Raw genomic sequence first — 25,701 nt, forward strand, 5'->3', positions numbered from 1 at the left:
CGTCGCCGTTGCCGTTGCCGTCGCCGTTGCCGTCGCCGTTGCCGTTGCCGTTGCCGTTGCCGTCGCCCTTGCCCTTGCCGGTGCGGTGGCCGTGGCCGACGCGGATGCCATTACTGTGCCGGTGCCGGGCAAACCGGCCCTCAATGCCAGCCGCGCCAGGCCAGGTCCGCTCCCAGCAACAGCAGCCCAATAAAGAACAGCCGCCGGAACAGCGCCGCGCTGATCCGGTTGCGCAGCCGCTGACCCAGCCACATGCCGGCCAGCGCGGGCACCAGCGTCGCCAGCGAGGCGCCCAATACCGGCGTCTGCGCCAGCACGCCATGCATCAGCAGATTGATCGCCAGCGCCACGGTCGATACGGTGAACGACAGGCCGAGCGCCTGCACCAGTTCTTCACGCGCCAGCCCGAGGCCCTGCAGATAGGGCACCGCCGGAATCACCAGCACGCCGGTCACCGCGGTGATCGCGCCGGTGGCCAGGCCGATCAGCGGCGCCAGCCAGCGCTCGTGCGCCGCCGGCACGTTCAGGTGCCACGACGACAGCCCGACCGCCGCATAGGCGATCAGCGCGATGCCGAGCGCCGCGGTGGCCTGCTGCATCGCCGACGGCGGCGCCAGCGCACCGGCCACCAGCGTGCCGGCGACGATGCCGAGCAGCATCGGCCAGAGCCGCATCACCAGCGCGCCGAAGCGCGGACCGGCGGCCAGCTGGACCACGTTGGTCACCATCGATGGCGCAACCAGCAGCGCGGCGGCCTGCATCGGCGGCATCACCAGCCCAAGCAGGCCGACAGCGACCGTCGGAAGGCCGAGTCCGACCACGCCCTTGACGAAGCCCGCCAGCAGAAAGGTCAGGCCGATGAACAGCGCCTGTGCGCCCAGCGTGTGAGCATCCATGCCGCGTTCCCTTACCGCTCGCCGGCATGCGCGTCGTGCACGGCACGGCTGTCGCCGGGCGCCTGCTCGCGCCGATGCATGCCGTAGTCGCGCAGCACCTGCGCCACGCGCAGCCGGTAGTCGGCAAACACGCCGCCGCGGCCCGCGGCCTGCGCGTGGCGGTGCTCGACCGTATTGCGCCAGGCCTGCACCGCGGCCTCGTCGCGGAAGAAGGACAGCGACAGCACCTTGCCTGGGGTGCTCAGGCTCTGGAAGCGTTCGACGGAGATAAAGCCGTCGATCGCTTCAAGCGTGGGTCGCAGATGCGCGGCGATATCGAGATAGGCGTCCTTCTGCCCGGGGGGCGAATTCGACTTCAAAGATCACGGCAATCATCGGGGCGTCCTTTGGTTGTGTTGGGTGGTCCCGTGCGGAGTTCGGGATCGGAAGAAATGGGGATCGGAAGAAATGGGGATCAGAGGAAATGCGGGATCCGTGCGTTCAGCGATGGCCGATAACGATACGCCTTTGCCAAGGCGGCCGGCTCGATGCCGCGCGCCAGCAGCGCGGCGACGGTGGCTTCGGCCAGCGTCGCCGCCAGCGCGTCGCCGGGACAGCGATGCGGGCCATGGCCGAAGGTCCAGGTCCGCTCGCCGGAATTCGGCGGCCCATACACCGAGGCACTCACCGAGGCACTTACCGGGGCACTTACCGGGGCACTTACCGGGGCACTTACCGGGGCACTTACCGGGGCATTCACCGGCGCATTCGCCGAGGCACTGGCTGGTCGGCCTTCCGATGCGGCCGCCGCGGCCAGCAGCACCAGGATGCCGTCGCCGCGCCGCAGCGGCACGCCGCAGACGTACGCATCCTCGGCCATGAAGCGGCGCGTGTTGTGGATCGGCGGATCGGCGCGCAGCACCCGCGCCACCGTCGCGCGCAGATCGTCGGCCGCGGCGGCATCGCGCGCGAGCCGCAGCAGCGTATTGCCGATCAGGCCGGCGGTGGCCTCGCAGCTCTGCACCATCAGCCCCAGCAGATTGGCGGCGATCGCGGCGTCGTCGACCCCGGCCGCGCGCGCCTGCTCGCGCAGCGCCTGCGTCCACGACGTATCGGCACGAACCGACAGGCCCTGCAGCGCCGCGGCGGCCTCGATGCCGGCCGCGATCTCGGCCGGACCCGCCAACGGCGACATGGCCGCGGCAAAGCTGGCGATCTGCGTCGCGATCCGGCTGGCCGTGGCTTCGTCGTCGGGAGCGGTGAAGCCGAGCAAACCCGCGAGCGAGATCACCGGCAGCGCGCTGCTCCAGCGATTCGCGGTGGCGCCGTGATCGTGCGTCACCGGCAGGACACGCGCCCATGCCGAGGCGGCAGCACGCACGTCGTTCAGGTCCAGCGTCGCCAACTGCCGCTGCAGCACCGCCTTCAACGGCGCATGGCCCGGCCCGTCGTTCATGCGGATCAGCCGCGCGAACAAGGTCCCGGCGGGCGACTGCGCGAGCGGCGGCGGCACCGGCTGTCCCGGCGGCCGCACCCGGCACGCCGGATGCGACAGCACCGCGGCCACCTCGTCCGGTCCCGCGGCGACCCACAGCATCAGCATCGCATCGCGGTGAAACGGCTGTGCGCGTGCGAGTTCGCGATAGTAGGGATATGGGTCGGGATGCGTGGCGGCGGCCAGCGGATCGGGAGGCGGCTTGGTCGGGTCCAGGGTCATGGGGATCACAGGGGGTTCACGGCCGCGTTGTGGCGGCATTACCTCGGCATTGCCGCGGCATCGGGGCGGCACTACGGCGGTATCGCCGCGACATTACCGCGGCATGACCGCCGACAAGGCATGGTTGATATCGGCAAGTATCGGCCTATACTGCGATCGTTGTTTCACCGTGGAATGAACTATGGAATACGCTCCCAGCATCAGTCAGTTGGCCGGCCTGCTGGCCGACCCGGGCCGCGCCGCGATGCTGTGGGCGTTGATGGACGGCAGCGCGAGACCGGCCGGCGAGCTGGGGCTGATCGCGGGGCTGTCGGCCTCGTCGACGAGCGGCCATCTGGCCCGGCTCGCCGAGGGCGGCCTGCTGGCGGTCGAGACGCATGGCCGCAATCGGTATTACCGGCTGGCCGCGCCCGAAATCGGTGTCGCCATCGAGGCGCTGGCCGCGGCCTCGCTGGCAAGCCGTCCGCCCCGCCTGCGTGCGGTGCCGCCCTCGCGCACCGCGCCGGCGACGCTGCGCCACGCGCGGACCTGCTACGACCACCTGGCAGGCGAGCTGGCGGTCGACCTGTTCGCGCGCATGACCGATTCGGGATGGATCCTCGTGCGGGACAGCGCGGTGGAATTGTCCGAGCACGGCGCGCACGGCATGGCGCAGCTCGGCGTGGATCTGGACGGCGCGCGCCGCAAGCGCAGGCAATTTGCCTGCACCTGTCCCGACTGGAGCGAGCGCAAGCCGCACCTGGGCGGCGCGCTGGGCGCGGCCCTGCTGGACGCGATGCTGCAACGGCGCTGGATCGAGCGCACGCCATCGTCGCGCGCGCTGCGGGTGACGCCGCGCGGGATGCGGGAAATCGGGCAACTGGCGAATTAGGTTGGCCGCTGGGTCGGCACGGCGGATCAACGCGGTGAACCGACGCAGTGGACCGGCACAGCGGACCGACACAGTGGACAGCGGTCCGGCACACGGGATGTTTTGCATAGGATGCGGGAGGGCGAGCCGTGAATGGAGTCATCGACGACGAGTCGCGCCAGGCGGTCGAACGGCTGCTCGGCATGATCAACTTCGACGACGGCGCAATGGTCGAGAAGCAGCTCGCGCTGCTCGACGAGGCGCTGGAGGAAGCCGACGATACGGTGGAAGGCACCGAACTGCTGTCGCTGGTGCAGGACGTGGTCGACTGGGAAGCAGGCTTCCAGGTCGAACAGAATGACACCGCGACCTTTATCGACTGCATGAACCAGCTGGCGGCGCGCGTCGCGCTGGTGCTCGATTGGGGCGTCGACGACCCCGAGGACGAGGACTTCCTGGGCAGCACCAGCGTGCCGGAACTGATGGAGCAGGCGCACGAACAACTGCGCGCGGCCGGCATCACGCTATGGCACTGGGAGATCGGTTCGGGCGTCTACGCGGGCTGGATCGCGCGCGCCGAGGACGATGACGAGATCCTGGCGATCGGCGAAACGCTGGGTGTCGAACTGCGGACCGGCGACCAGCCGTTCTGAGCGGAGCCGCCGGCGCGGCATCAAGCCTTCACGTCCGTCCTGGCATCGGCCTTGGCGCCGGCCTTGGCATCCACCTTGGCGTCCGCCCTGCCCTCCACCTTCCCCCGCGCGCCGCGTCCCACGCGCCGGCGCCGCGGCCCCCACCGTGTGCTCCATCACATCGAGCAGCGCGCGCACCGCGGCCGGCATCAGTTTGCGCGCGGGCATCAGCACGTAGACCTTCAGCGGCGACGAGGCATAGGCGGGCAGCACGCGCACCAGCTGGCCCTGGCGCACCTGCTCGTCGACGAATTTCGGCGACAGCCGTGCGACGCCCAGCCCGTCGGTGGCGGCCTTCAGGCGAATCTCGGCGTTATGCGTGCGAATGCGCGGGTCGACCGGCAGCACGGCCACTTCGGCTCCGTCCTGCACGAACTCCCAGCGGCGGTCGTCGGCGTTGCCGATCACGGGCCAGCCGTTCAGATCGCCGGGCGAGCGCGGCAGCCCGCGCGCCTGGATCAGCGATGGCGCGGCATAGAACGCGCGCTCGACCAGCACCACCCGCTTGCTGGCAAACGAGCTGTCGTGCAGCGTGGTGTTGGTCATCACGAAGGCCAGGTCGTAACCGTGCTTGAGCAGGTCGGGCTGGTCCCAGGTGACGTCGATCTGCACCTTCAGGTTCGGATGCAGCGACAGAAGACGCGACAGGCTCGGGGCCAGATGCTGCGAGCCGACCTCGTACGGCGTGGCGATCCGCAGCGTGCCGCTGACCTGTTCGCTGGCCGAGGCGGCCTCGGCGCTGATCTCGCGCAACGCGGCGAAATGCGGCGCGACGCGTTCGTACAGGCGCTGGCCCTGCTCGGTCACGCGCACGCGGCGCGTGTTGCGCTCGAACAGCCGTCCGCCGAGCTGCGCTTCAAGCCGGGCGATCGCCGCGCTCGCGGACGACTTCGGCACCTCGGCCAGTTCGGCCCCATGCGTGAAGGTGCCTGCCTCGACCACGCGGCAGAAGATTTCCCAATCCTTCCATTCGATCGTCTTCATCGTCCCGTTCGCCGGCGCCTGAGATGCGGCGCGCGAGCGGGGATTTTCCCACAGCGCGCGCGGCATCGCTGGAGCGGGGCTCTGCCGCGGCCGGACTGCCGCGACCGGACTAATGCTCGAACAGGATCACCGAGCGCGCCAGCTCGCCGCGCCGCAGCTCGTCGAAGGCCTCGTTGATGCGCTCGAGCGGCAGCCGCTGCGCGATCAGCGCATCGAGCTCCAGCCGGCCCGACAGATAGAAGTCCACCAGGCGCGGCATGTCGATCGGGAAGCGGTTCGAGCCCATCATCGAGCCCTGGATGCGCTTTTCGGCGAGGAAGTCGGTGCCCTTGAGCTCGACCTTGACGCCCGGCGGCAGCATGCCGATCACGGTGGCGGCCCCGCCCCGGCGCAGCATGGCGAACGCCTGCTCGGCCGTGGCCTTCAGCCCGATCGCCTCGAAGGCGTGATGCACGCCGCCGCCGGTCAGCGTGCGCACCGCGTCGACGGGATCGGCCGCGCTGGCGTCGACCACATCGGTGGCGCCGAAACGGCGCGCCAGTTCCAGCTTGCCGGGCAGCCGGTCGATCGCGATGATGCGGCCCGCGCCCGCCAGCGCCGCGCCGTTGATGGTGGCAAGACCGATGCCGCCGCAGCCGATCACCGCAACGGTTTCACCGGGCCGCACGCCGGCCGTATGCGTGACCGCGCCAAAGCCGGTCGTCACCGCGCAGCCGATCAGCGCGGCGCGATCCAGCGGCATGTCGCGCCGGATCGCCACCAGCGCATGCTCGTGGATCAGCATCTGTTCGGCAAAGGCCGACAGGTTCAGGAACTGGTTCATCGCCGCGCCGGTGGCGCGCAGCCGCGGCGGCTCGTCGTCACGGCGGCGCGTATCGGGCGCGACGCACAGCGACAGATGGCCGCTCAGGCAGTGTTCGCAGTGGCCGCAATAGGCCGACAGGCAGGTGATCACATGATCGCCGGGCTTGACGGTGCGCACTTCCGCGCCGACCTGCTCGACCACGCCGGCCGCTTCGTGGCCCAGCACCACCGGCATCGGAAACGGATAGGCGCCGTCGAGAAAATGCAGGTCCGAATGGCAGACGCCGACCGCCGCGGTGCGCACCAGCACCTCGCGCGGGCCGGGCTTGTCGATGGCGAGGTCTTCGATGACCAGCGGGGTCCTGGGCTGATGCAGCACGGCAGCTTTCATGGTGTCTCCTTGTTCCGCTTGATGGGCTATCGGGAAATCCACTGCGATGTTGCGCGCGCCGGCGCATCGGCCGGGACGGGTCCGGGTCCGGGCTCGGGTGCGGACTCCGGCTCCGGCTCCGGCTCCGGCTCCGGCTCGGGCTCGGACTCGGGCTCGGGCTCGGGCTCGGGCTCGGGCTCGGGCTCGGGCTCGGGCTCGGGCTCGGGCTCGGAGCGAAGCCTACTGCAGCATGCGCCAGTCGCCCTGCGCTTCCTGCGCCTGTCCGTCGGCCTGCAGCTTCAGCAGGTGCGCCAGCAGCGAGCGCTGCGCGACCGGCAGCATGCGCGGCGGCACATCGTCGTAGACGCGCGGCAGCAGCGTTTCGATCGGCGCCGGCCCGAGCTCGCGCAACGCATTGACGACCTTCGCCTCGCGATGCTGCCGATGGCGCATCAGCAGGCGGATCGCGTCGCGCGGCCGCGGCATCAGGAAGCCATGGCCGGGCGCGAGCCATTCGAGATCCTCGTCCAGCAGCGCGGCGAGCGACGCCAGATAGGCGCGCATGTCGCCATCGGGCGGGCCGATCACCACGGTCGAGCCCTGCATCACGTGGTCGCCGGTAAACAGCAGCTTCTCTTCCTCGAGCAGGAAGCACAGGTGATTGGACGCATGGCCGGGGGTATGCACCACGCGCAGCGTGATGGCGTCGCCCGGTACATCCGTGTCGCCCAGCACGATGCGCTCGCCGTGTTCAAGCACGCGGTCCGGCGCAAAGGTCGGATCCTGCCGCTCGGGCCGGCTTGCCAGGCGCCCCAGCACCTGGGCCCCGGTCGCTTCGCGCAGCCGCACCGCGCCCGGGGAATGATCGATATGCGTATGCGTGGCGAGGATCCAGCGGATCGGACCGGGCGCGGCGGCCAACACCGCGCGCTGATGCGCCTCGTCGTCGGGGCCCGGATCGATCACCGCCCATTCGTTGCGCTTGCCGCCGCCGACCAGATAGGTGTTGGTACCGGGCCCGGTCATCGCGTTGCCATTGTCGGCGGTCACGCGCCAGACGCGTTCGGACAGCCGCACCGGCACGCCCGGTTCCAACGCATAGCGGCCATGGCCGGCGCCGTCCGGATCGATGCGGGCGATCTCGGCGTAGGGCGGCTCGTCCGGCTGCACCGGGCGCACGCCCTTGGGGCCATTGGCCAGCCGCGGCATGATCAGCGCGATCTCGCGCAGGCCCTGCGCGTAGTCGAAGCAGGCCTGCGCCGTGGGGAAATGCGCGATCGATGCCAGCATGCGCCGCGTCACGTTGACCAGCGTCATGCCGCTGTCCGGCGCGATCGCCTCCGCCGGGCGCACCCAGCGATGATCGACCGCCTCGATGCCGTCGTGCATCGCGCTCTGGCCCGGCGGCAGCACCGCGACGAAGAAGCGCGTATCGAAACGCTTGGGCAGCCCGGGCGGCGTCAGCCAATGGCTGATATAGGCCATCCTGTCCATCGCCAGCCGCAGGTCGAAGCGGCGGCAGACCTCGGCGATGCCCGGGCCGCCGTAGCGCACGGCCTCGCGCAGCCAGGCCAGCTGCGCGTCGTCGAAGCGTTCGAGCGCGACCATCTCGCCGTCGCGCTGGTAGGCGAACAGCAGACCGGCCTCCTCGCAGCATTCGCGCACCGCGCACAGGTAGAAGTCGAGCCCTCCGGCCGGCAGGCGCAGCCGCGCGCTGGCGGCGGCATCGTCCAGCCCTTCGCAGAGGCCGTGCAGCTGGTTGTCCTGCGGATCGAGCGTGCCGCCGGGGAACACATAGGCGCCGCTGCTGCGATCGTCCTGGCGTTCGGGCCGGCGCACCAGCAGTACTTCCATGCCGGCCGCGCCGTCGCGCAGCACCAGCACGCTGGCCGCGTGGCGCAGCGAAGGCGCGCGCGGACGCTTCGCTGGCGCGGCAGATGGGGCGCCAGCGGCGGCGTCCGGAGTGCGATTCGATGGATTCATACGGGTCGAACAGATCGGGTGGGCGGCGCGCGGACATGGCGCGGGCCGTCATCGGATCGCCCTAGTGTAAGGGCAAGCGTCGCGGCGGTCATGGCGCACTGCGCCAGTGGAGCGGCAGCGCTGTGCGGTCACCGGCCGCAAGTTGGGCTGCGAACCGGGCTGCGAACCGGGCTGCGAACCGGGCTGCGAACCGGGCTGCGAACCGGGCTGCGAACCGGGCTGCGAACCGGACTGCGAACCGGACTGCGAACGAGGCTACGGACCGGGGCCGCGAGCTGGGTCCCGAACTAGGCCGCAAGCCGGGCCGGTATGCCAGGCCCGTTACAGGGCAGCCAATCAGAAGGCAGGCGACGAGGCGGGCGGCCCGCTGGTGCCGGGCGCGCCCGGGCCGCCGGCTGCGCCGGGGCGTCCGCTGCGGGCCATCCGCGCCCGGTCCTCGGCGGCCTCGCGCTGGTCGGCTTCCGTGGCCGCCTCGGCGGCCGCATCGGTGCTGGTTTCCTTGCTGTCGCTCATCCGCTGCCGATAGAAACGCCGGATGATCTGCTGCGCCACCGGCAGCCGCCCGCCCACCGGCGCGGGGGAAGCGCACGATCGCGTCGAGCCGGTCGGTGCCGACCGGTTCGAACATCACGCGCGGCGCGAACTGCGACAGGTCCAGGAAGCGCGTATCGCCATAGCGGCGCAGGCTCTGGCCCGCGGCCTCGAGAAACGGCTCGCAGGCCTGCTGCGCGATGTCGAGCAGTTCCGCCTCGATGCGGTCGGGGTCGCACTGCGCCGCCAGCGGAATGCGCACGGTGTCCAGCGTGTATTTGCCCGCCTGCGAATGGTTGCGCACCGCTACCGTCAGCAGCAGGCTGTTGGGCACCTGCACCGTGAAGCCGGTGAATTGCCGCGTCGGCGCGACCTCGACCAGCGTCGTCGTCAGCGCGTCCATGTCGATCACCTCGCCGGCGTACTGGCCGATCTCGACCAGGTCGCCGAGCTGGAACGGCCGCGTCAGCATCCGCATGAACGCGCCGAGGAAGCACATCACCAGCTCCTTGCCGGAGATCATCAGCGCGGCGGCAAAGGCGGCCAGCGAGATCGCGACGCTCTTCAGTTCGGAGACCCAGATGCCGAGCAGCAGCAGGAACACCACCGCGCCGATCAGGTTGCGCGAGGCCACGGTCCAGGTGCGATAGCTGCGCAGGTTGTCGCGATCGGCCAGCTGGCGCGAGACGAAGAAGCGGTTGCTCAGCTTGACCAGCAGCACGCCCACCAGGACGATGAGCACGCTCAGCACGATATGCAGCAGGATGCTGTCGTTGAAATCGAGATTCAGCTTCATGGTGTCGGGGCGGCGGCGCTGGAGCGCCGCTCGGCCGCGCGGGCAGGGAAGCCACGATTCTACCGAGTTGGCGGCCCGGGCATCCCGCCGTCTATCCCGCCGGCGGGTTTTCTTATAGGATGCCGCCCCATTGCTGGCCTTCCTGTCCTGACCATGACCGCTTCCCAAGACACGCGCGCCGCGGCGGCCGCCGACACCGCGCGTCCGACCTTGCAGCGCAAGCTGCGGGCCCGCCATCTGAGCATGATCGCCATCGGCGGCTCGATCGGCACGGGACTGTTCGTCGCCTCCGGCGCGACCATTGCCCAGGCCGGCCCGGGCGGGGCGCTCGCCGCCTACCTGCTGATCGGCGCGATGGTCTATTTCCTGATGACCAGCCTGGGCGAACTGGCCGCCTATATGCCGGTGGCCGGCTCGTTCTCGACCTACGGCTCGATGTATGTCGAGGAGGGCTTCGGCTTCGCGCTCGGCTGGAACTACTGGTACAACTGGGCGGTGACCATCGCGGTGGAGCTGGCCGCGGCGCAACTGGTGATGCAGTACTGGTTCCCCGACACGCCGGGCATTCTGTGGAGCGCGCTGTTCCTCGCGCTGATGTTCGGGCTCAACGCGATCTCGGTGCGCGGCTTCGGCGAGGCCGAATACTGGTGCTCGCTGGTCAAGGTGGTGACCGTGATCGCGTTCATCGCGATCGGCACGCTGATGATCTTCGGCATCCTGCGCGGCGACGTGCCGGCGAGCCTGGCCAACCTGACGCTGGGCGATGCGCCCTTCGTCGGCGGGCTGCCCGCGATGATCGGCGTGGCGATGATCGCCGGCTTCTCGTTCCAGGGCACCGAGCTGATCGGCGTCGCCGCCGGCGAATCGGCCGATCCGGCGCGCAATATCCCGCGCGCGGTGCGCCAGGTGTTCTGGCGCATCCTGCTGTTCTATGTGCTGGCGATCGCGGTGATCGGCGTGCTGATTCCCTATACCGATCCGAGCCTGCTCAAGAGCGATGTGCAGACCATCGGCGTCAGCCCGTTCACGCTGGTGTTCCGCAATGCGGGGCTGGCCTTCGCCGCCGGCCTGATGAACGCGGTGATCCTGACGGCCGTGCTGTCGGCCGGCAATTCGGGCATGTATGCCTCGACGCGGATGCTCTACAACCTCGCCACCGAGGGCCGCGCGCCGCGCGTGTTCGCACGGCTCACGCGCAACGGCGTGCCGATGCCCGCGCTGCTGGCCACCACCGCGGTCGGCGCGCTGTGCTTCCTGACCTCGCTGTTCGAGAGCAAGACGGTCTATCTGTGGCTGCTGAGCCTGTCCGGCATGACCGGCTTCATCGCGTGGCTGGGCATCGCCATCAGCCACTACCGCTTCCGCAAGGGCTGGACCCGGCGTGGCCTCGATCTGTCGCGGCTGCCGTACCGCTCGCCGTTCTTCCCGTACGGCCCGATCTTTGCGTTCGTGCTGTGCCTGGTGATCGCGCTGGGCCAGAACTTCCAGGCCTTCCTCAGCGGCAATATCGACTGGTGGTCGGTGGCCGCCACCTATATCGGCATTCCGATCTTCCTGGCGATCTGGCTGGGCTACCGCTGGACGCGCAAGACGCGCTTCGTCCGGTACGAGGACATGCGGTTTCCGGGCGTCGAATGAGGGCCGGCGAAGTGGCCGGCAAAGTGGCCGGCAAAGCGGCCGGCGAACGCTCGAACCGCTGCCACGCCGGACATCGCGTCGTTGCCGCGCAAGCGGGAATCCAGCGACTTGCCTGGCCACTGAGTCCCCGCTTTCGCGGGGACGACAGACCGTTCAGCGAACGGCCCTCGGATCCCGCTCAGTAGACGTCGCGCCGATAGCGGCCGTCCTCGGCCAGCGCCGCCAGCGCCTGCGCCCCCAGCACCTCGGCCAGCGCGTCGTTGACGCCGGCGGCCATGCCCTGCAGGCTGCCGCAGACATAGATCGCCGCGCCGGCCGCGACCCACTCCCGGATCTGCGGGGCGGCGGCGCGCACGGCGTCCTGCACGTAGCGCAGCGGCGAGCCGTCGCGCGACCAGGTCCTGTCCAGCCGCGGCAGCGTGCCGTCGGCCTGCCAAGCCTCCAGTTCTTCCCGATAGAAGGCGTCGTGCGCCGCGCTGCGTTCGCCGAACAGCAGCCAGTTGCGCCCGTGCCCGGCGGCGGCGCGCGCCTTCAACAATGCGCGCAGGCCCGCCATGCCGGTGCCGTTGCCGATCAGCAGCAGCGGCCGGTCGTCGGCCGGGGGATGGAAGGCGCGGTTGGTGCGTACGCGCAGCGCGATGGGCGCGCCGAGCGGTGCGTGTTCGGTCAGCCAGCCCGACGCCAGGCCAAGCCGGCCATCGTCGTGGCGGGTCTGGCGCACCAGCAGGTGGAGCCGGCCATCGCCGGGCAGCGAAGCGATCGAATATTCGCGATGCGGCAGCGGCGGCAGCGCGTCGATCAGCGCCTGCGGGGACAAGCCGCGCATCGCTTCGGCATGCGGCGCGGGCAACGGCATGCGGGTGGCCAGCGCGTCCGCCAGCGGCATCGCCTCGCCATCGCAGCGCACCGCCGCCGCGCCGTCGAGCGACAGGTCACGCAGCAGTTGCGCGACCTGCGCCGGCGGAAGCCGTGGGCCGATCTCCGCGATATCGCCCGCCTGCCAGTCCAGCGCGGCCGGCGACTCGGCCTCCAGCGCCAAATGGAAGGCCGGCGCACCGGCGCTGCCCGGATTCATCAGCCGGCGTTCGATCAGCCGCCAACGGCCGTAGCGCGGCGCCTCCCAGTCGGCGATCTCTGCGCCGCCGGCCAGCGCGGACAGGTGGTTCTGCCAATGGCGCAGCGCGCCGGTGTCGCCGTTGTCGACCTCGACCAGGTCGAACAAGGGCTGCGCCTGCGCGCGTTGCAGCGCCACGCTCAATGCATGACCGTAGGCGCAGAAATTCGCGTAGCTGCTGTCGCCCAGCGCCAGGATGCCGTAGCGCAGGCGGCGCAGGCCGTCGCCGCTCGCGGCGGCCAGCTTGCGCGTGAAGCCCGCGGCGCTGTCGGGCGCATCGCCCTCGCCGGTGGTGCTGGCGACGAACAGCGCCTGCCGGCAACGCGCGAGCGCGGAGGGATCGAGATCGGCAAACGAGGCGACCCGCACCGGCAGGCCGGCGTGTTGCAGCGCCTGCGCGGTCTGCAGCGCCAGCTGTTCGGCAAACCCGGTCTGGCTGGCATAGGCGATCAGCGTGGCATCGTCGGCGGTCGACGCGAAGGCGGCGCTGCCCTGGCGGCGACGGCGATGCAGCGCGAGGATCGCGCCGCAGAAGCCGGCATAGGCGAGCGCGACGCCGCCGGCGGTCGGCCACTTGCCCGCGCCGGCCAGCGACAGCGCCAGGCCGGACACGCCGGCCAGTCCGCTAAGCGCGCTGATCGCGCTGAGCGCGCTCGCCAGCGATGGCAGGCCGAATCGCCGCGGCGCGCTCATGCCAGCATCGCCGCGAAGGCCGGCGATACGCGTTCGGCAAAGCCCTGCGGCGTGCGCAGCAGCATCCGCGCCGCGATGCCGCGCTGGGTGGCGAAGGCCATGCCGGCCTCGGGGCCGAGCACCGTCAGCGCGGTCGACAGCGCGTCGGCCATCATGCATTGCCGATGCAGCACGGTCACCGAGGCCAGCGCGTGGCTGGCCGGATAGCCGGTACGGGGATCGAGCGTGTGGGCGTAGCGGCGGCCGCCGCTGTCGAAATAGCGAAGGTAATCGCCGGAGGTCGCGACCGACAGGCCGTGCAGCGCGACCACGGTCGAGGCGGCGGCATCGCCGGCGTGCGAGGTGGCATCGCCGCCGCGGGCATCATCCTTGGCCGGCGGACTTTCCAGCTCGACCCACCACGGCATGCCATCGGGCTTGACGCCCTCGCCGCGCAGCTCGCCGCCGATCTCGACCAGATGGTGCGACACGCCGCGCGCCGACAGCCATGCCGATACGGCGTCGACCGCATAGCCCTTGGCGATCGCGCACAGATCGATCGACACGCCGCCGGGCTGGCGCGCGCGCTGCCCTTCCTCGTCGAGCTCGATGCGCGCCCAGCCGCAGCGCACGCGCGCCGCTTCGACTTCGGCGGCGGTCGGCGGCAGCGCGCGTGCGCCGTCGGGGCCGAAGCCCCACAGCGACACCAACGGGCCCGCGCTCGGATCGTAGGCGCCCCCGCTGTCGCGCGCGACCGCCAGCGCGGCCTGCAGCACGGAAAAGCAGGCGGGCGGCAACGACTGCCAGCTGCCGGCGGGCGCGCCGTTGAAGCGGCCGATGTCGGAGTCGTCGAGCCAGTTGCTCATCTGCGCGACGATCTGCGCGAGCAATGCGTCGATGCCGGCCTGGATCGTTGCGGCATCGACAGCGGCAGCGGCAGTGGCATCGATATCGGCATCGCCATCGGCATCGAGACCGGCCGCGTCATTGCCCGCGTCATTGCCCGCGACTTTGCCTGCGTCATTGCCCGCGTCCTTGCCCCTGTCATCGGCAGCATCATCGGCGGCCAGCAGGCAGCGCACCGACCAGGTCGTCCCCATCGTCTGCCCGCCGCATCGATGCAGCACCACCGCGCCTTCGGGCGGCGACGGTGGCGCATCGAAACGCAGCGGCACCAGCACGCGCCGCGCGGCGGCTGGCGGCGCGGACGGTAGCTCGGATGACGGCGTGGACCGCATGCGAGCCGCCGCGGCGGCGGACAACGGCAGCATCGGAGGACCCAACTCGACCCAACGCGCCGCGCTTACTGCGGCAGCACCTCGAAGGTCGCCATATAGGCCGCGCGGCGCGCCTTGGCGGGCTTGATCGAAACCTTGTCGTCCCGCACTTCGGCCTCGATCCAGTACATGCCCGGCGACGGCCACTTGACGGTGAACTTGCCGTCCGCATCGGTCTTGACCTTCATCTCGCCCAGCTGGTCGCGATAGCGGTTGCCGCCCGGCACCACCTCGACCTCGACGTTGGCCGCCGGCTTGCCGTCGAGCAGCAGCCGGAAATTGGCCGGCTCGCCCGCGAACAGGTCATTCGGATGCGTGACCGGCGCCAGCTCCAGCCCGCGGCCGGTGGTCTTCAACGCCTGGGTGGTCGGCTTGCCGGCGGTCACGAAGGTTTCGAGCCGGCTTTCGGACTGGGTCACCTGCAGGTCCTGCGCGTTGGCCGGCACCTTCTGCGCGAAGTCCTCGGCCGAGCCGCGCCAGCGCTTGGTCTGGCCATTCTCCTTGTAGCTGGCGAACAGGCCGTTGTTGACCACGGCCAGCTTGTAGGTGCCCGGCGCGCTCAGGTGCACGTCGAAGGTGCTGCGATAGCGGCCGGTGCTCTGGTTCTCGGCCTTGGCCGGGCTGCCGTCCGGCGCGCTGACGCTGAGGTTGTCCAGGCGCAGCGGGAAATGCTCGAAGTAGAACAGGTCGTTGGACACCGCCGCATCGACGGTCACCCACGGGTCGCTGCCGGACAGCACGGTGGCCGACGGCAGCAGCCATTGGCGGTGGGCGTGCGCGGACAGCGGCAGCAGCGCAACCAGGGCCAGCGCGGACAGCCTGGCGGAGAGGGACATCGCGGAACGGTTCATCGAGGGCTCCAGGGCACGGGATCGGAAAAGAACGGAAGGAATGCGGCGGGCGGCGGCGCGGCGGGTGACGGCGCGGCGCGCAGCGCTCACGGCTTCAGGCTGACGGTGACCGCGCCCAGCTCGTGCTGGCCCTTGGCCTGCGCCGACTTGGCGGCTTCCGGCGGCCAGGCGAACGGCACGCGCAGCAGCTCGCGGCCGCCGACTTCGCGCGCGGCCTCGACCACCAGCTGGTATTCGCCCGCGGGCAGCTTGGCCAGCGGCGCCTTGCCGTCGGTGAAGGTCACGGTGTGTTCGCCGGGTGCGCGGGTCGCGCCGGAAATGCCGTCGGCCGGCATCTGCAGATCGCGGCCGGCCTTGCGCCACCACTGGCGCATGTCCTTGAGCCACTTGGTGCCCTCGGCGTTCTTCAGCTTGACGTCGTACCAGACCGACAAGGTCGCGACCGGGCTCTGGTCGGCGCGCTCGAGCCACATCGCCACATAGGGGCGGTGATATTCGGCGACGCTCAGGCGGGGAATCTCGACCTTGACGTTGATCTCCGCCGCCGCGGCGGGCGCGGCGAACGAGACCGCCGCCAGGCCGCTCAGGCCGCTGAGGCCGCCCAGGCCGGTCATGGAGACGCTAAGCAAACGACGCATACAGGAACCTCGTCAATGGATAAACAGGATGGCCAGCAGCAGCGGTGCCACCAGCCCCAGACCGACCAGCGGCCAGGTGGCGACGCGGGCGCCGGCGTGCAGTTTCAGCAGGAACAGGCCGGTCACGCAGAACACCAGGCAGGCAAACGCGAACAGGTCCAGGAACAGGCTCCAGGCGCCGCCGGTATTGCGGCCCTTGTGCAGATCGTTCAGGTAGGAGATCCAGCCGCGCGTGGTCAGCTCGTACTGCGCCTCGCCGCTGTCGAGCGCGACGCTGACCCAGGCATCGCCACCGGGGCGCGGCAGCGGCACGTAGATTTCGTCCGGGGACCATTCCGCCTCGCGGCCATGCGCGTCGATATCGAATTCGCGCTGCAGCCAGTCGGCGAGTTCGGCGGGAACCGGGGTTTTGTCCTGCGCGGCGTTATTGCCGCGGTTGCCGTCGCGGTTGCCGCCGTTATTGCCGCTGCGATCGCTGCGATCGCCGGTATCACCCTCAAGGGCCGCCTTGCGCGCCTGCAACGCCGCCAGCACTGGGCCCGGCGCCTCGGCATTGCGGACCACGACCTTGGGCTCGGCCTCGATCTGCCCGGCATGGTTCAGCGTGAAGCCCGTCACCGCGAACAGCAGCATGCCGATCAGGCAGAGCGCGGAGCTGATCCAGTGCCATTGGTGCAGATGCTTGAGCCAGAACGCCCGGCGCTGCTGCGCCGCGCCCATATGGGATTCCATACGCGGCTCCAGAGAGGGTTCCAGGCGGGATTCGGTCATGACTTTGTTCCGGCGCTACTGCGTGTTGCTCGTCGCCGGGGCAATGCGGCGTGCGGGACGGCGGCGCAGCGGCTTGCCGCGGGCTCTCGCCGTCCGTCGTGGGCCCGTCGTAACGGGCGTTTCAGAAGACCGAAAGAATAATTGTTCTCATTTGGTCCTGCAATCCACGCGTGATTAATAAGTATTACAGCGCATTTCACGCAACCTGAACTTGTAATTAAGTGCATGTAACTTTACGCGTACTGCCACGATTGTGCCCGCATTTGCACTCATGGAAAGCCCTAGGCCCTCCCCGGTCAAGTTTGTCCGCCGGTCCGCCGTTATGCCGCGGACAAACACAATTTTTACGGTGGACCACGGGGAAACACGATGCTGGAACGTCTTAGCTTGAGAAAGAAATTGCTGCTGCCATTGGTGCTCAGCTGGGTGTGCCTGTTGGCGCTGCTGCTGTGGGACGCCTGGCAGATGCGCAACATGCGGCTCGACGAGCGGCGCACCGACCTCGTCCATGTCACCGAGACCGCGCTGTCGGTGGTCAAGGCCTACGAGGCCGAGGCGAAGGCCGGCAAGCTGACCGTCGAGCAGGCCAAGGAATTCGCGGTCGACAAGGTGCGGGCGATGCGTTTCGGCAGCGACGGCTATTTCACGCTGATGCGCTCGGATACCGTGGTCGTGATGCACCCGATCAAGTCGGAGATGAACGGCAAGAGCATGGCCGACTTCAAGGATCCGGCCGGCACCTACCTGTTCCGCGACATCGCCGAGATCGGCAAGGGGCCGGGCACGGGCTTCGTCCACTACCTGTGGCCCAAGCCGGGCGCCGAGGCGCCGCAGCCCAAGCTCAGCTATGTGGCCAACTTCAAGCCGTGGGACTGGAACTTCATCTCGGGCGTCTATCTGGACGATATCGACGCGGCCTTCCGCGCCTCGCTGTGGCAATCGCTGGGACTGCTGCTGGTAATCGGCACGCTGATGAGCCTGGTCGTCGTCCGGATCGCAAACGGCCTGCATAAACAGCTTGGCGGTGAGCCGGCGCTCACATCGCATATCGCCAGCCGGATCGCGGAAGGCGACCTGGCCAGCCGCGTCGAGGTGGCGCCCGGCGACCAGCGCAGCGTGCTGTTCGCGATGGCGCAGATGCAGCAGCGGCTGACCGGCGCGATCGGCACCATCCGCGGCTCGGCCGACTCGATTGCCGGCGCGGCCAAGCAGATCGCCGCCGGCAACGCCGACCTGTCGCGCCGCAGCGAGGAGCAGGCCGCCTCGCTCGAGGAGACCGCCGCCAGCATGGAGCAGCTGACCAGCACCGTGCGCCAGACCGCCGACAACGCCCGCCAGGCCAGCCGGCTGGCCGAAGGCGCGTCGGACATCGCGGTGCGCGGCGGCGAGATCGTCCATCAGGTGGTTTCCACGATGGGCGAGATCAAGGACGCGTCGGGCAAGGTGGTCGACATCATCGGCGTGATCGAAGGCATCGCCTTCCAGACCAATATCCTGGCGCTGAACGCCGCGGTCGAAGCGGCCCGCGCCGGCGACCAGGGCCGCGGCTTCGCCGTGGTGGCCGGCGAGGTGCGCAGCCTCGCCCAGCGCAGCGCCACCGCCGCCAAGGAAATCAAGGCGCTGATCGGCAACTCGGCGCAGCGCGTCGAGGACGGCTCGGCGCTGGTCGAGAACGCCGGCAAGGCGATGGGCGAGATCGTCGAGGCGGTCAAGCGCGTCACCGACCTGATCGGCGAGATGCGCGCCGCCACCGAGGAACAGACCGGCGGCATCGAGCAGGTGAACCAGGCCGTCACGCAGATGGACCAGATGGCGCAGCAGAACGCCGCGCTGGTCGAACAGGCGGCAGCCGCCGCGGCTTCGCTGGAAGACCAGGCCGACGCGCTGCACCGGGCGGTGGGGGCGTTCCGGTTGGCGGCGTGATCGCCAAACTGATCGCCAATTGATCGGTAACTCAATCTGGCCGATTGGCCGGGCACTTTGAGGAGGTGCCCACACCTCTGGATGGCCTACGGTGTCGTGTGTATAGTCCACGCTCTGCGCTTGACGTGAACCGGTGAACAGCCGGCCCGCCCGGCGCAGGGCATCCAATACGAACAAGGACAGTTGCACACGGCCGCGCGCTCACAAGGCGACGCGAAGCCATCCATTCAGAGGAGCATCATGGCCCGTACCACCACCCTTCACCCCGTCCGCCCGATCGCCGCGCTGCTGCTTTGCGCCGGCCTGCTCACCGGCGCGGCCCACGCACAGACCGTCGTCGCACCCGCCGCACCCGCCGCGACGGCGGCTCCGGCAGCCACCACGGTCCCTGCGGCGGCCGCGCCGAGCCAGGTCCGCAAGGCGAATATCGTGATCGTCGGCACCGGCGGCACCATCGCCGGCGCCGGCGCCTCGGCCATCAATACCGCCGCCTACCAGTCGGCGGTGGTGCCGGTCGACAAGATCATCGCGTCGGTCCCGGAAATCTCGAAGGTCGCCAACGTCAAGGGCGAGCAGATCTTCCAGATCGGTTCGGAGAGCTTCAACAACGAGCGTCTGCTCAAGCTGGGCAAGCGCGTGTCCGAGCTGCTGAAGCAGCCGGACGTGGACGGCGTCGTGATTACGCACGGCACCGACACCATTGAAGAGACGGCCTACTTCCTGAACCTGACGCTCAAGAGCGACAAGCCGGTGGTGGTGGTCGGCTCGATGCGTCCCGGGACGGCGCTCGGCGCCGACGGCGCGCTGAACCTGTACGACGCGGTGCTGGTCGCTTCCAGCCCGGAGTCCAAGGGCAAGGGCACGCTGGTGGTGCTGAACGACGAGATCCACACGGGCCGCGACGTCACCAAGAGCAACACCTTCAAGACCGAGACCTTCCGCTCGCCGTTCGGCCCGCTGGGCTACGTGGTCGAGGGCCGCACGCTGTATTACCGCCTGCCGGCGCGTCCGCATACCACCGCGACCGAATGGGACATCGACCGCATCGACCGCCTGCCTGAAGTGGCGATCGTCTATGCCTACGGGAACGCCAATCCGGGCAGCGTCGACGCCGCGGTCAGGAACGGCGCCAAGGCCATCGTCTATGCCGGCACCGGCAATGGCAGCGTCGGCGAATACATGGTCGAACCGCTGAAGGCCGCGCGCGCCAAGGGCGTCCAGATCGTCCGCGCCTCGCGCACCGGCAGCGGCGTGGTAATCCGCAACGGCGAGCAGCCCGACGACAAGTACGACTGGGTGGTGGTCGACGACCAGCTGCCGCAGAAGGCCCGCATCCTGACCGCGTTGGCCTTGACCAGGACCAACGACACGCGCGAGCTGCAGAAGATCTTGTGGAAGTACTGAAGCGCTGAGGCGGGTGCGTTCGGGCCCGGGGTAACCCGGGCTTTCTCAGTGCCGCGTGCGATCCGCCGTCCAGCGCCGCACGTAGGCGATCAGCCGCCGAAGGCCGGCCTCTGTCGTCATCATGCTGGCCGTCATAGAAGTTGTAGCCGTCCACAACATAGACCCGAGTACGTAGAGCACTCGGCGCCTTTTCCCCTCGCTGCATGGAATGTCCCCTGGAAACGAAAAAACCGGCTTTCGCCGGCTTTTTCTCCCAGGCACCGGATGGCTGAACCACGCCGGTTTCGAGGGTTAGTTGTTCAGCAAAGGGATCGGGCCCTCTCGGTGACGTCAACATGCTCTATGCCACGCTGATGAGGCGGCCGTCACGTGGCTCTTGGATGTAACAAAAAGTATCTCCGCCAATCAATACTTGTAATGAGATCAATTCTCATTTACTATCGCATCACTGTCTGACGACGCCGACACCCGAGTTTCACGGTGGCGTCTCAGACCAAGCCGGCAGCGCAACGCTTGCGCCCGCCGCACGAATTCCGCGACGCCGCCTGGCGGTGTCCGACAACCGTCTTTTGTGGGGACCGCTCCGTACCGCGGAGCGTTTGGCAGTAGCCAGTCGCCGGAGGATCAGGGAAGCAACCAGACCCCGCTTTCTTGATCGCCAAACTCCGTCGGCAAGCAAAGCCACCTTTTTATTCCTGGCGCCGTGCTTCTGCACGGCGTGTCTTTCCGGGCGCCCGGCCAGGCGCGGCAGCCGGAACATCCGTCGCCCGGCGCGCTTCTCGCGCCGGCGCATCGAGCGCCCTCCACTGGCTGTCCGCCGCTTCGCCATGCCGGCCCACCCGATGGCACCCGATGGAGCTTCGCGATGGAACGCCTGTTCAAGCCATTGACCGAACTGAAACGCATCCTGGCGCGGCAGTTGCGCGAGCAGCCGGGTTGCCACGATTGCCAGCTGCGCGCGGTGTGCGTGCATCGGCCGGACCATACCGGCTGCAACTGGAGCGCGGAGGTCGACTTTCCCGGCCGATGCGACGACGATGCCGTCCGCGACCTGCGCCATGCGCGGCAGGTCATCATGCTGGTGCGCGAACGCTATAACGTCACCGCCGCCAGTCTTGCGGGCCAAGGCAGCCGCGCGGCGGGGCCAAGTCCCGCCTAGCGACCGACCGGCCAGGCAGGTGCGCCTCTCGCCCAGGCCGCGCGGATGCCCGGCAGGGGCGACTCCCACCCACGCCGCCGGACGCCCGGCAGGGCGACTTCCGACCATGTCACTGGATGCGCGGCAAGCGCGGCGGCTGCCCAAGCAGCCGGACGCCCCGTCAGGGGCGACTCTCGCTGGGTCAGCGGACGCTCCGGCAAGGGGAAGCCCGGCCCCGGCAGCCGGACACCGCCTCATTCCATCACGGCCGACCCGCAGCCGGTACCGCCGGCACGCTCGCCGGCCTCAACACCAGCCACAACGCCACGCCGATCAGCGCCCCACCCACCGCGTGGGCCCACGACAGCGACTCGCCAAGAAACACCGCGCCCCACACGATGCCGAACGGCGGAATCAGGAAGGTCACGCTGAGCGCGCGCACCGGTCCAATATCGGCGATCAGCCGGAAATAGAGGATGTAGGCCAGCGCGGTACAGACGACGCCCAGCGCCGCCATCGCGGCCCAGACACCGGCACTCGCAGCGGGCAGCGTGTTCTCGCGGAGCAGGGCCGCCACGCAAAACGGCAGCAGGAACAGCGTCGCGCCGACCATGCTGCCGGCCGCGACCAGCCGCGCGTCCAGCCCGCCCTGCTGGCTGATCCAGCGGCGCGTCAGGAATCCGGCCAGGCCATAGCAAGCGGTGGCGGCAAGACATGCCAGCGCACCGAAAAGCACTTCAAGACTGAACGCGACCGGTCCGGTCCGCGTCAACACCGCCACGCCGGCTACGCCGATCAGTACGCCCGCGGCCTTGGTCAGCGTCATGCGTTCGGCGAAGAACAGCGCGCCGATCAGCACGCCCATCAGCGGCGTCATGGCGTTGAACACCGCCGAATAGCCGGCCGGCAGCCACAGCGCGGCCACCGAGTACATCACGAAGGGGATCCCGGAATTGATGGCGCCGAGCACCATCACGCGTCCCCATTTGCCGCGCATGTCCCAGCGGATACGCAGTGCTGCGAGGATCGCCGCCAACGCCAGCGCACCGATCACCACGCGCACGAAGGCGGCGGTCAGCGGACCGAGCACCGGCGCACCGACACGGATAAACAGGAAACTGGCGCCCCAGATGGCGGACAGCGACAGCAGGCGGAGGAAATCGGCGGGGGTCATGACGGGATCGGCACTCGTGGCGCGCGGTGGATGCGCGCGGGTGTGCGCGGATGGGCGGATTTGACGCCCGTCGCCGGCCAATGGCAAGCCGTTTTCGGACATGCGCATCGTCCCGGCGCGCTGAACGGCGATGTAGGGACGCAACTGTTGCGCGACGGCATCAGCTTGACCACACAATGGAAAGGGTAAATATTACAAGGAGTGACAAAACGCATTAAGTGAAATTAAACTCTGACCTGCGCCAGAGTTAATTGACCCCTCCGACGCATTCCCGACGAGCCGCCAGGCAACTGGCGGCTTCTTTTTTTGGTGCGGAGGATCGCGGTGATCGCCGTCATCGCGCAGGGTCGCGAAGGGCCGTAAAAAGCCGCAAGAGGAGCTTGAAGCGCCGCGCCGGGCCGATCCGCCGCCCGCCCACGTCGAAACGTACCCGTTTCTGCGGACCGTCCGGCGAACGCGGCGCTAGACCGGCTGCAACGTCACGCACCGTTCGCAGCGCTCGATCAGCTCCGCCAACGGCACGCCGGCGCCGAACAGGAAGCCCTGTACCGCGTCGCAGCCCTGCTCGCGCAGGAAGCGGAACTGGTCGGCAGTCTCCACGCCCTCGGCCACCACCTGCAGCCGCAATTGATGGCCGAGCGCGATGATCGCGGCCACCACGGCGCGGTCTTCGTCATTGCTGTCGCCGCCGGCGAGATTGGCGACGAAGGAGCGGTCGATCTTCAGCTTGTTGATCGGCAGCCGCGTCAGATAGCTCAAACCCGAATACCCGGTGCCGAAGTCGTCGATCGACAGGCCCACGCCCAGCGCGCGGATGCCGCGGAACGCCTCGATGGTCTGCGGCGTGCCCTCGATCAGGATGCCTTCGGTGACCTCGATCGCCAGGTTGCGGGCCGGCAGGCCGCTTTCGCGCAGGCAGCGGTCGACCAGGTCAGGAAAGTCCGCCTGCTGCAGGTGCGGCGGCGAGATATTGACCGCGACCTCCAGATCGATGCCGGTGCGCATCCGCAGCGTCTGGATCTCGCGGCAGGCGGTCGACAACACCCACTCGCTGATCGGCACGATCAGCCCGCACTGCTCGGCGATCGGGATGAACTGGCCCGGCTGCATCGCGCCGCGTTCGGCGGTGTGCCACGAGATCAGCGCCTCGACGCCGACGATGCGCTGGCTGGCGGTGTCGACCAGCGGCTGGTAGCGCAGCGTGAATTCCTGCTCGACCAGCGCGCGCCGCAGCAGGCCCTCGATGGTGAAGCGGGCCAGCGACGCTTCCTTCATGTCCGGCGAGAAGCGGCGCACCTGGCCGCGGCCGCCCTGCTTGGCGGCATGCAACGCCGCATCGGCCGCCTGCAGCAGGTCGGCGACGGTATTGCCGTCTGCCGGGAACAGCGCCATGCCAATCGACGGCACCACCCGCAGCCGCACCCCGCCCAGCCGCAATTCCTCGGACAGCCGCGCCACGATCTTGGCGGCCGCCAGTTCGGCCTCGCTTTCGTCGGCAATGTCGGACAACACCACCGCGAACTCGTCGCCATCCATCCGCGCCGCCAGGTCGGCACGGCGCACGGCGGCGCGCAGCCGGTCGGCCATCGTGCGCAGCACGTCGTCGCCGACATGGTGTCCGAGCGAATCGTTGATGCGCTTGAACTGGTCCAGGTCGATCAGCAGCAGCGCGACCCGTCCGTCGCGGGCACCGATCGCCTGCAGCAGCGCGTCGGCGCGTCCGCTCAGATAGTCGCGGTTGGGCAGCCCGGTCAGCGTGTCGTGGTGCGCGAGATGATCGATATAGGCATCGGCGCGCCGGCGCTCGGTCAGATCGTGCGCGATCGCCAGGTAGCCGCCGGTGCCGTCCTGCGCGGCATCGCCGTGTTGCTTGCCGGCGTCGCCACCGGCCACCGGCAGCGGCAACAGCGTCAACTGCACGGGCAGCGTCGAGCCGCCCTTGCGGACGTAATGCCAGGTGTGCTCGTCGACCAGCCCGAGGCGCGGCTTGGCGATCAGCGCTTCGAAACCGGGAGCGACCGGCTGGCCCAGCTCCGCGGACAGTGCGCGGGCCCGCGCGGCCAGTTCGCCCGGCTCGTGCAGCGCGCTGTACGGAATGCGTCCGACCAGTTCGTGCGCCTGGTACCACAGCATTTGCTCGCCGGGCCGATTGATCGAGGTGATGGTGCCGTGCCGGTCGAACGCGATCACGCAGATCGGTGCATGGTCGAGCAGGCGTGCGTGCCGCTGCGCCACCACGTCGGCCGACTGCCTGGCGCGCTCCGCGGCGCGGCGCCGCGCCGCCAGATGCCACACCAGCCAGCCGAGCAGCGCGGTACCCAGCGTGCCGGCCGCGATCACCAGCGGTACCGGGGCGGGGCCGCCATCCTCGAAGGCGGGCAGCGTGGTCGCGCGCACGGTCCAGAGCTGGCCGCCGAACGACAGCTCGCGATCGAGCTGGCGCAGCGGATGCGAATGCGCGCGGGGCGCCGCCTCGCCCCCGGCCCGGGCCAGCAGCAAGGGGCTGGCGGCGGAGGGCCGCCCCTGATACAGCGCCAGGGACAGCTTGCCGCCATGGACGGCCGCCGCGTCGGCAAGCAGGTCGCCGAGCCGGTAGGCGGCATAGACATAGCCGAGCAGCGCCTGCCGGCGCTCCTCCACCGCGTTCAGCGGCATGCCGTTGCGGTAGACCGGCAGATACAGCACCGTGCCCTGCAGCGCGACGCTGCGATGCGCTTCGCGCAGCAGCGTCACGCGGGAAGTCATGCGCGCCTGCATCGCGTCGCGCGCCGCCTCGGCCGCCGCACGGCGTGCCGGGTCGGACAGATGGTCGAAGCCCAGCGCGCCGATGGTGCGGCCGGCGAAGGGCTCGACATAGACGCCCGGCGCGTAGACCTCGCGCTCGCCGCGCGGGAACACATCGAAGGCGGGCAGGCCGTCGGCGCGCACGGCGTCGATCAGCGCGTCCAGCCCGGAGGCGTCCGTCAACCTGGCATAGCCGACCGAGTGGATGCCGGCCGGCAGATCGTCGATCTGCGTGGCGAGCATATAGGCGCGCCATTGGTCGCGCGTGGTCTCGGGATCGGCCGCCAGCAGGCCGCTGGCCCCGCGCAGCAAACGCTCGCCGGTGTCCAGCCGCTGGCGCACCGCCATCACGCTCGCCGCGAGCATCGCATCGAGCCGCTGCACGGCCGCCCGCTCGCTCCACGCGGCGGTCTGCACGGCGGCCACCGCGGTGGCGCAGGCGCCGGCGGCCACGACCAGCAGAGCCAGGACGGCGGGAGGGAGCGAAGGCAGTTTCATCGCGATAGCAAGGCGGCCGGGCGGCCTGGATTTGGGGGCGCCGGAGCGTGGCGCCAGAGCGGTGACCGGCACCGATGCCGCTGGCGTCCAGGCTCCGATCACGGCTTGGACTATACCGCGCGAAATGCACTTTGCGACAGCCGCCAGGCCCGTGCCGGCTACTCGCACCATGCCGCTCGATGTGATACGGTGACGCCTACGGAACCCGCCGACCCCG

Annotated in this window: 18 protein-coding genes and 2 pseudogenes; 6 read left to right on the forward strand and 14 right to left on the reverse strand. The window is 69.6% G+C overall.

The features are described 5' to 3' along the window. Window positions 1-140: 140 nt before the first annotated feature. The 3 genes and pseudogenes from OJJOAM_RS18030 to OJJOAM_RS18040 form a co-directional block, all read right to left on the reverse strand. Window positions 141-896, reverse strand: coding sequence for a sulfite exporter TauE/SafE family protein (locus OJJOAM_RS18030; protein ID WP_422650613.1), 756 nt, complete (start codon window positions 894-896; stop codon window positions 141-143). Window positions 897-907: 11 nt separating this feature from the next. Further along, window positions 908-1,271, reverse strand: a pseudogene (locus OJJOAM_RS18035) (antibiotic biosynthesis monooxygenase family protein). 79 nt (window positions 1,272-1,350) lie between these two features. Beyond that, window positions 1,351-2,592, reverse strand: coding sequence for a cytochrome P450 (locus tag OJJOAM_RS18040; RefSeq protein ID WP_422650614.1), 1,242 nt, complete (start codon window positions 2,590-2,592; stop codon window positions 1,351-1,353). Window positions 2,593-2,773: 181 nt separating this feature from the next. On the opposite strand from OJJOAM_RS18040, the gene OJJOAM_RS18045 reads away from it, so the two are divergent. Next, window positions 2,774-3,463 carry an ArsR/SmtB family transcription factor gene (locus tag OJJOAM_RS18045; protein ID WP_422650615.1) on the forward strand — a complete coding sequence of 230 codons (690 nt, stop codon included), beginning with the start codon at window positions 2,774-2,776 and terminating at the stop codon, window positions 3,461-3,463. Window positions 3,464-3,591: 128 nt separating this feature from the next. After that, window positions 3,592-4,095: a DUF6630 family protein gene (locus OJJOAM_RS18050; protein ID WP_422650616.1), complete on the forward strand. Its 504-nt coding sequence runs from the start codon at window positions 3,592-3,594 to the stop codon at window positions 4,093-4,095. A gap of 108 nt (window positions 4,096-4,203) precedes the next feature. Here the strand turns inward: OJJOAM_RS18050 and OJJOAM_RS18055 are convergent. The 4 genes and pseudogenes from OJJOAM_RS18055 to OJJOAM_RS18070 form a co-directional block, all read right to left on the reverse strand. Continuing rightward, window positions 4,204-5,118: pseudogene (locus tag OJJOAM_RS18055) on the reverse strand (LysR substrate-binding domain-containing protein); the annotation flags it as partial. 109 nt (window positions 5,119-5,227) lie between these two features. Continuing rightward, a complete protein-coding gene (locus OJJOAM_RS18060; RefSeq protein ID WP_265635095.1) occupies window positions 5,228-6,313 on the reverse strand; it encodes a Zn-dependent alcohol dehydrogenase in 1,086 nt (361 codons plus the stop codon). A gap of 219 nt (window positions 6,314-6,532) precedes the next feature. Further along, window positions 6,533-8,275, reverse strand: a complete 1,743-nt coding sequence (locus OJJOAM_RS18065) for an MBL fold metallo-hydrolase (protein WP_422650617.1) — start codon at window positions 8,273-8,275, stop codon at window positions 6,533-6,535. An 88-nt stretch (window positions 8,276-8,363) separates the two neighbouring features. Beyond that, window positions 8,364-9,602 (reverse strand): mechanosensitive ion channel family protein, encoded by a 1,239-nt coding sequence (locus OJJOAM_RS18070; RefSeq protein ID WP_422650618.1) that lies wholly within the window; start codon window positions 9,600-9,602, stop codon window positions 8,364-8,366. A gap of 153 nt (window positions 9,603-9,755) precedes the next feature. Between OJJOAM_RS18070 and OJJOAM_RS18075 the strand changes: the two genes are divergently transcribed. Further along, window positions 9,756-11,240, forward strand: coding sequence for an amino acid permease (locus OJJOAM_RS18075; protein ID WP_149318620.1), 1,485 nt, complete (start codon window positions 9,756-9,758; stop codon window positions 11,238-11,240). A gap of 178 nt (window positions 11,241-11,418) precedes the next feature. On the opposite strand, the gene OJJOAM_RS18080 is transcribed toward OJJOAM_RS18075, so the two are convergent. From OJJOAM_RS18080 to OJJOAM_RS18100, 5 genes are all read right to left on the reverse strand, one after another. Further along, a complete protein-coding gene (locus OJJOAM_RS18080) occupies window positions 11,419-13,047 on the reverse strand; it encodes a sulfite reductase subunit alpha (RefSeq protein WP_422650619.1) in 1,629 nt (542 codons plus the stop codon). Further along, the gene (locus OJJOAM_RS18085; protein WP_422650620.1) at window positions 13,044-14,264 is read right to left on the reverse strand and encodes an FAD:protein FMN transferase; all 1,221 of its coding nucleotides are present in this window, start codon (window positions 14,262-14,264) and stop codon (window positions 13,044-13,046) included. Before OJJOAM_RS18085 ends, OJJOAM_RS18080 begins: the two co-directional genes overlap by 4 nt. A gap of 65 nt (window positions 14,265-14,329) precedes the next feature. Beyond that, a complete protein-coding gene (locus tag OJJOAM_RS18090; protein WP_422650621.1) occupies window positions 14,330-15,154 on the reverse strand; it encodes a DUF4198 domain-containing protein in 825 nt (274 codons plus the stop codon). Between the two features lie 86 nt (window positions 15,155-15,240). Further along, the gene (locus tag OJJOAM_RS18095; protein WP_422650622.1) at window positions 15,241-15,792 is read right to left on the reverse strand and encodes a DUF2271 domain-containing protein; all 552 of its coding nucleotides are present in this window, start codon (window positions 15,790-15,792) and stop codon (window positions 15,241-15,243) included. 12 nt (window positions 15,793-15,804) lie between these two features. Next, window positions 15,805-16,524, reverse strand: coding sequence for a PepSY-associated TM helix domain-containing protein (locus OJJOAM_RS18100; protein WP_422650623.1), 720 nt, complete (start codon window positions 16,522-16,524; stop codon window positions 15,805-15,807). 408 nt (window positions 16,525-16,932) lie between these two features. Between OJJOAM_RS18100 and OJJOAM_RS18105 the strand changes: the two genes are divergently transcribed. The 3 genes from OJJOAM_RS18105 to OJJOAM_RS18115 all read left to right on the forward strand — a co-directional run bounded on the left by OJJOAM_RS18105 (window position 16,933) and on the right by OJJOAM_RS18115 (window position 21,049). Next, window positions 16,933-18,486 carry a methyl-accepting chemotaxis protein gene (locus OJJOAM_RS18105; protein WP_422650624.1) on the forward strand — a complete coding sequence of 518 codons (1,554 nt, stop codon included), beginning with the start codon at window positions 16,933-16,935 and terminating at the stop codon, window positions 18,484-18,486. Between the two features lie 240 nt (window positions 18,487-18,726). Further along, entirely contained in the window at window positions 18,727-19,890 is a 1,164-nt protein-coding gene (locus tag OJJOAM_RS18110) for an asparaginase (protein ID WP_422650625.1), read from the forward strand. Window positions 19,891-20,755: 865 nt separating this feature from the next. Continuing rightward, window positions 20,756-21,049 (forward strand): hypothetical protein, encoded by a 294-nt coding sequence (locus OJJOAM_RS18115; protein ID WP_422650626.1) that lies wholly within the window; start codon window positions 20,756-20,758, stop codon window positions 21,047-21,049. A 241-nt stretch (window positions 21,050-21,290) separates the two neighbouring features. Here OJJOAM_RS18115 and OJJOAM_RS18120 read toward each other — a convergent pair whose 3' ends face one another. Together OJJOAM_RS18120 and OJJOAM_RS18125 are read right to left on the reverse strand one after the other, a co-directional pair. After that, window positions 21,291-22,202, reverse strand: a complete 912-nt coding sequence (locus tag OJJOAM_RS18120) for a DMT family transporter (protein WP_422650627.1) — start codon at window positions 22,200-22,202, stop codon at window positions 21,291-21,293. A 462-nt stretch (window positions 22,203-22,664) separates the two neighbouring features. After that, complete coding sequence (locus tag OJJOAM_RS18125; protein WP_422650628.1) at window positions 22,665-25,484, reverse strand: bifunctional diguanylate cyclase/phosphodiesterase; 2,820 nt, start codon at window positions 25,482-25,484, stop codon at window positions 22,665-22,667. Window positions 25,485-25,701: the final 217 nt, after the last annotated feature.

Source organism: Cupriavidus sp. H18C1 (assembly GCF_049311595.1).
Taxonomy (GTDB): Bacteria; Pseudomonadota; Gammaproteobacteria; order Burkholderiales; family Burkholderiaceae; genus Cupriavidus; species Cupriavidus cauae.

Coding starts and splice junctions, on each gene's coding strand:
- OJJOAM_RS18030 (WP_422650613.1), bottom strand. CDS start 896: ATGGATGCTCACACGCTGGGCGCACAGGCGCTGTTCATCGGCCTGACC.
- OJJOAM_RS18040 (WP_422650614.1), bottom strand. CDS start 2,592: ATGACCCTGGACCCGACCAAGCCGCCTCCCGATCCGCTGGCCGCCGCC.
- OJJOAM_RS18045 (WP_422650615.1), top strand. CDS start 2,774: ATGGAATACGCTCCCAGCATCAGTCAGTTGGCCGGCCTGCTGGCCGAC.
- OJJOAM_RS18060 (WP_265635095.1), bottom strand. CDS start 6,313: ATGAAAGCTGCCGTGCTGCATCAGCCCAGGACCCCGCTGGTCATCGAA.
- OJJOAM_RS18065 (WP_422650617.1), bottom strand. CDS start 8,275: ATGAATCCATCGAATCGCACTCCGGACGCCGCCGCTGGCGCCCCATCT.
- OJJOAM_RS18070 (WP_422650618.1), bottom strand. CDS start 9,602: ATGAAGCTGAATCTCGATTTCAACGACAGCATCCTGCTGCATATCGTG.
- OJJOAM_RS18075 (WP_149318620.1), top strand. CDS start 9,756: ATGACCGCTTCCCAAGACACGCGCGCCGCGGCGGCCGCCGACACCGCG.
- OJJOAM_RS18080 (WP_422650619.1), bottom strand. CDS start 13,047: ATGAGCGCGCCGCGGCGATTCGGCCTGCCATCGCTGGCGAGCGCGCTC.
- OJJOAM_RS18085 (WP_422650620.1), bottom strand. CDS start 14,264: ATGCGGTCCACGCCGTCATCCGAGCTACCGTCCGCGCCGCCAGCCGCC.
- OJJOAM_RS18090 (WP_422650621.1), bottom strand. CDS start 15,154: ATGAACCGTTCCGCGATGTCCCTCTCCGCCAGGCTGTCCGCGCTGGCC.
- OJJOAM_RS18095 (WP_422650622.1), bottom strand. CDS start 15,792: ATGCGTCGTTTGCTTAGCGTCTCCATGACCGGCCTGGGCGGCCTCAGC.
- OJJOAM_RS18100 (WP_422650623.1), bottom strand. CDS start 16,524: ATGGAATCCCATATGGGCGCGGCGCAGCAGCGCCGGGCGTTCTGGCTC.
- OJJOAM_RS18105 (WP_422650624.1), top strand. CDS start 16,933: ATGCTGGAACGTCTTAGCTTGAGAAAGAAATTGCTGCTGCCATTGGTG.
- OJJOAM_RS18110 (WP_422650625.1), top strand. CDS start 18,727: ATGGCCCGTACCACCACCCTTCACCCCGTCCGCCCGATCGCCGCGCTG.
- OJJOAM_RS18115 (WP_422650626.1), top strand. CDS start 20,756: ATGGAACGCCTGTTCAAGCCATTGACCGAACTGAAACGCATCCTGGCG.
- OJJOAM_RS18120 (WP_422650627.1), bottom strand. CDS start 22,202: ATGACCCCCGCCGATTTCCTCCGCCTGCTGTCGCTGTCCGCCATCTGG.
- OJJOAM_RS18125 (WP_422650628.1), bottom strand. CDS start 25,484: ATGAAACTGCCTTCGCTCCCTCCCGCCGTCCTGGCTCTGCTGGTCGTG.